At 66.0% G+C, this 4,480-nt stretch carries 6 protein-coding genes; 1 reads left to right on the top strand and 5 read right to left on the bottom strand.

Translation table 11 applies throughout. From position 1 onward, the window contains the following. Both ACFVNO_RS31020 and ACFVNO_RS31025 read right to left on the bottom strand, forming a co-directional pair. Positions 1 to 647 (bottom strand): hypothetical protein (locus tag ACFVNO_RS31020; protein WP_378898006.1); only part of this gene is annotated, 647 nt, incomplete at its 3' end. Between the two features lie 2 nt (positions 648 to 649). After that, complete coding sequence (locus ACFVNO_RS31025) at positions 650 to 1,057, bottom strand: hypothetical protein (RefSeq protein ID WP_376006132.1); 408 nt, start codon at positions 1,055 to 1,057, stop codon at positions 650 to 652. Positions 1,058 to 1,187: 130 nt separating this feature from the next. Here ACFVNO_RS31025 and ACFVNO_RS31030 point away from each other — a divergent pair, with 130 nt between their 5' ends. Then, positions 1,188 to 1,475, top strand: a complete 288-nt coding sequence (locus tag ACFVNO_RS31030; protein ID WP_376006130.1) for a hypothetical protein — start codon at positions 1,188 to 1,190, stop codon at positions 1,473 to 1,475. A 283-nt stretch (positions 1,476 to 1,758) separates the two neighbouring features. Here ACFVNO_RS31030 and ACFVNO_RS31035 read toward each other — a convergent pair whose 3' ends face one another. From ACFVNO_RS31035 to ACFVNO_RS31045, 3 genes are all read right to left on the bottom strand, one after another. After that, on the bottom strand, positions 1,759 to 3,159 hold the full coding sequence (locus ACFVNO_RS31035; protein WP_378898011.1) for a protein rep: 1,401 nt from the start codon (positions 3,157 to 3,159) through the stop codon (positions 1,759 to 1,761). A 131-nt stretch (positions 3,160 to 3,290) separates the two neighbouring features. Beyond that, positions 3,291 to 3,605 (bottom strand): hypothetical protein, encoded by a 315-nt coding sequence (locus ACFVNO_RS31040; RefSeq protein WP_376206243.1) that lies wholly within the window; start codon positions 3,603 to 3,605, stop codon positions 3,291 to 3,293. After that, on the bottom strand, positions 3,605 to 4,480 hold an 876-nt coding region (locus ACFVNO_RS31045), incomplete at its 5' end, for a hypothetical protein (RefSeq protein ID WP_378898014.1). The genes ACFVNO_RS31045 and ACFVNO_RS31040, both read right to left, overlap by 1 nt.

The following is a 4,480-nucleotide window of genomic DNA, read 5'->3' on the forward strand; positions in this document are numbered from 1 at the left end:
GTGGCGCGATTCGCGAGCGAGGCCATCCAGGCGAGCATGAGCATGGTCTTGCCGTAGCCGGGGAGGCCCGCGACCTTGATCCCGCTCAACTGCCGTAGCGGGATGGCGACTTGGCGCATCCAGGGGTTGTGACCCATCGGGAGGACCCAGTCGTCAGCGTCGGGCCAGGCGTACGGCGCGTGCTCGTCGAGCGGGTTGCCGACGATGCCCCGGACCTCCACGAGTCCGGCCTTGAGTCGGCGGACTTCCACGGTCTGGCAGTCCCAGGCGTCCGCGAGCCAACCGCCGGCCTTTTCGACTTCCTCGACCCCGACCTTCGGGATCGTCTTGATGACGGCCCGGATGCCCCACGGCTCGGGGAGCACCCTGATCTTCGGGACGACGGTGACGGGCTTGGCGGTCTTGCCCTGCCAGTCCTTGCGGCCCTTGGTGTTCTCGTCCACGCGAGCGAGGCCGACGTTCGGGGCGAGGCGACGCCAGCGGCGGGAGACGGCCCAGGCATGGCGCATCCGAGCCCGCTGGAGGGGAGTCGCCCGGATGTACCGGTAGGTGGCGATGAAGAGGCGAGCCGCCCCCCAGGCCGCCAGCACCGCGAGAGCGATGACGGCGACCAGGGGAGACAGGCTCAGGGAGTCGGTGACAGACACGGTCAGCCTTCCTGCGAGGCGGACTTACGGGAGGTGGGAACGGCGTTCAGGGGGCGGATCTCGTCGGCCTGGTACCAGGCAGTGCCGCCGACGACCTTCTCGTTGCCGTTGCGGTCGGTCCGCTTCTCGGCCGGGGTGACACCGACCCGGAAGCCGACCAGCTCGACCGGCTGCGGCATCCCCTGGAGCGGGGCGGCGGGGTCCTGGTGCGAGAGGACACCGACCTTGAGGATCTCGTTCTCGGTCCGGCCGAACTGGGTGAAGGAGGCGACGACCTGCACCTCCCACTTCGGCGTGCCGTCCTTGGCGGTGTCCTGCTGCTGGGTGCCGAACTGCATCTTGGGCGAGGAGCTGAGGAACATGACCATCGAGAAGGTGCGGGCCTGGTCGACGTGGAAGATCGCGGGCATGAATCTCTCCTTGTGACAGATCGTCAGGTGACGATCGCTCGTCTACGGGGTGTTGCGTGCTCTACCCTGAACCTCATGCACGGGGGTTGTCAACCAGGTTATCGCCAGACGTAGTCAAGGATGGTCGAATATGTCGGAGTCAGTACCGGCCGAGATCCGTACAAAGATGCAGGTGAGGCTGCAAGCGATCTCTGAGCTTGCCGGATACCTCGGACATGCCGACGCGGCCATGTCCCGTGATCCGGCCGAGTGGCATCGGAACCTGATCCGGGCGTTCTCGGATCTGGCGGAGGAGGCGAAGGCGGCGGAGACCGAACTCTCCGTGCACGCGGTGCAATCGAAGGCCCTCACCACGACAGAGGTCTCGAAGGCTGCGAAGGTCAGCCGGACCGCGATCTACAAGAGGATGCGTGAGTAGCGGAATTGGAAGAGGCCCCCGTCGAATTCGGCGGGGGCCTTTTCCGTTGTTCCCGGCGGGGGCCGGAGCTTCCGCCGCAGGCGGTCGAGTTTTTTTTGTGGTTCCGGGCTGAAGAAGTCTTTAACCGTTGCTGATCAGTGGGGCCCCTCCGAGAGCAAGAAAGGGGGCCGAGTGCCCACTTCGTGCGGTGAGGGCATCCAGCCCTCTCCATTGGTACAAGTGTAATGGCCCCCTTTCATGCTCTCGCCCCACAGATCACCAACGGTCAAACACTTCTCCAACCCTAGGCGACATTGTCTTCTGACGGTTCGTCAGGGGTTTCTGACGTGTCGTCAGGAGCGAGTTTCTTGACTGCCCAGATTTGGTGTGCAGTGAGGAGCTTGACGAGTGCCGGAAATCCGCCTCGTTCGACGGCTTCGAGGACTCGGGCTTCGAGGCCGTGGGCGACGACCATCTTCCAGGCCGACTCGGCCAGCTCGGCCACCTCCCCGCCGGCCACTTCTTCGGCGGCGTGCTCTTCGTCGCTGATCTCGTCCACTCCGAGCCGAGCCTTGAGCTTGGGTGACCAGCGAAGCCAGGACTTGCCCTTGGTCGCCTTCTCGTACTCAATCCAGAGGTCAACGACCGCAGCGTCCCCGGTCGCAAGCAGGTACTCGACCATTTCGAACGGCGTCAGACTTCCCAGCTTGCCTTTCTTGAGATCACCGCGAGCGACCTCATTTCCGATGTGGCGTCCGGAGTCCTGAGCCTTAGCGATGTATTCCCCGGCACCTTCGGCAGTCATGACCTTGTCCCACTTGACCCCATGAGTCTTATCGGCCGGGAATCCATGCTTCTTCGTCCAGGCCATCCAGAGCCGTTGCCACCGGGCCATCATGTACGTGAGTTGGATGACATCAGGCTCCGAGTCGAAGCAGACGATCACGTGAAGGTGCGGGTGCCACCCGTTCTTTCCGTAGGTGATTTCCCGCGAATTGATGGTGCCGATCTTGCCGGTGAGCTTCTTTTCACGGTTGGCCATGTTGCCATTTCCGAGTTTCCGGAATGCGTCGTTGAGTGCGTCGAGGAGTTCGGCCAGCGCGTGCCCTTTGGCATGCCGGACGGTGAAGGTGACCATCCAGGCAGAGCCACCCGACATGATCAGGTTGGCGACGCCGACAGCGATCTCGTTGGCCCGCTTGGCGCGGATCTTGGCCGAGCAGACCGGGCAGAGCCAGCCGTTCGCGCAGATGCAGACACCGGAGGTGTAGGCCACCCCGTCACGGACGTGGATCTTGACCCGGTCGACCTTGCCGTTCTGGCCTTGAGCCATGACCCGTCCGCAGGCCGAGAGCCGCTTGACCGTCGTGAACGACCAGATGGCCCGACGGATCTCGAAGCGGCGGCGGCGACGGCAACACGGATCGGTGCCCTTCCCGCATTCGTGCTGGTCAGACCCGGTTTTCCCCGCAGGGGGGGAAACAAAGTCCGTAGTAGTACCAAGGGGGGCGTCCGCCAGGCCGCCAGAGGCGGCCCGGCGCCCCTCAAGGCCTTCGGCAACGGGGCGCCGGGAGACCTGGCGGCTACCCGAGGCCCGCAGGTGTTTCGCGGCCTGTGCTCCATCCAGCGGGAGGACCGGGGGCACGTCGTCATGCGGGGTGGCTACCTGTGGTGCCGAGCCGTCGCCGTGCTCTACCGTGGTCATGAGACGTTCTCCGTTCGCGTTCCAGGTGGCGGAGAGCAGAGGCCCGGCCGTTGCGAGCGGTCCGGGCCTCCGTCGTTCCGTGTGATCCTGTCTCCCGTGGCTGACCGGCGTGGTAGGAACACGCCGGTCGGTCACTTCTGCTTCTGCGGCCCCATGAGGCTCTTGATGACGAGCCAGCCGAGAGCGCACGAGATGGCCCCGATGCCGACCGCGACCGCGACGACGGCGACGGCCAGGAGGACGGCGACGACGAGGGCTCCGGCCCCGCCAGCCGCGACGAGCTGTCCGGCGTGCTGGCGGAGCCAGGAGGGCGCGGGGGCGGCCTGCTGGACGATGACGTACGGGGCGGGCTGCTGGAGGCTCTGAGGGACGCTCAGGGCCTGTCCGGGGCCGATGTGGATCGGTGTAGGTGTGTAGACCTGCTGGGGGCCGTACGGGTCGCTCATCAACTTGCCTTCCGGGCGCGGCGGGTCTTCTTCTGGAGCGGGACGGAAGCGCCGGCGCTTTCGTCGGCGGCGGGAGTCGAGACGTCTACGACGGTGGGGGCAGCCGCGGGGATGACGTCGCGGCGGAGATGCGCGGTCGAGGCGATGAAGCCGGGGAGCTGGTCTTCATCCAGGTCGCCAACGCGGACTCGGTCGTATCGACCGCCCAGGCCGGGGACGCCGGTGACGACGCAGACGCCGACGTTGGTCTCCTTGTCCACGAGCTTCGAGGGGTCGTTGGGCTCGTCCTTGCGGATGCCCGAGCCGAGGGCCGCTTCGGCCGCATCGATGGTGAACGTCGGGAAGCAGACGCCGACCTCCAGGTTGTCCCTGACGGCGGTCGGGATCGCGTCGCCGGTCTGCTTCTGGGTGCCGAAGATACCGATGACGCCGAGCCCGCGACCCTCCTTGGAGATGGTCTGCATCATGCGCTGGTTGGACTCGATGACCTGCTTGTCCTTGCCGGTCAGGCCCTTGGTGTCGGCGTAGTTGTGGCACTCATCCATGAGCACCAGGACGAGCGGGTTGGTCTCGGTCGGCCCGTGCTTCCAGAACTTGTGCGTCCCCCGTTCCTCGACCAGGGCGGCCGGGCGGTCCTTGAGCAGCCGGACCAGTTCGGTCAGGCGTTGGTTGGCGGTTTCCGGGTTGTCGCCGACGACGAACATGGCGCGGTCTCCGGCCTGGCCCCAGTCGCCGTATCGGGCGTCGGAGGTCTTGCCGTCAAAGATGGCGAACTGCACGGTGGCGCGATTCGCGAGCGAGGCCATCCAGGCGAGCATGAGCATGGTCTTGCCGTAGCCGGGGAGGCCCGCGACCTTGATCCCGCTCAACTGCCG

The sequence above is a fragment of the Nocardiopsis sp. NPDC057823 genome, assembly GCF_042797335.1.
GTDB classification, from domain to species: domain Bacteria; phylum Actinomycetota; class Actinomycetes; order Streptosporangiales; family Streptosporangiaceae; genus Nocardiopsis; species Nocardiopsis changdeensis.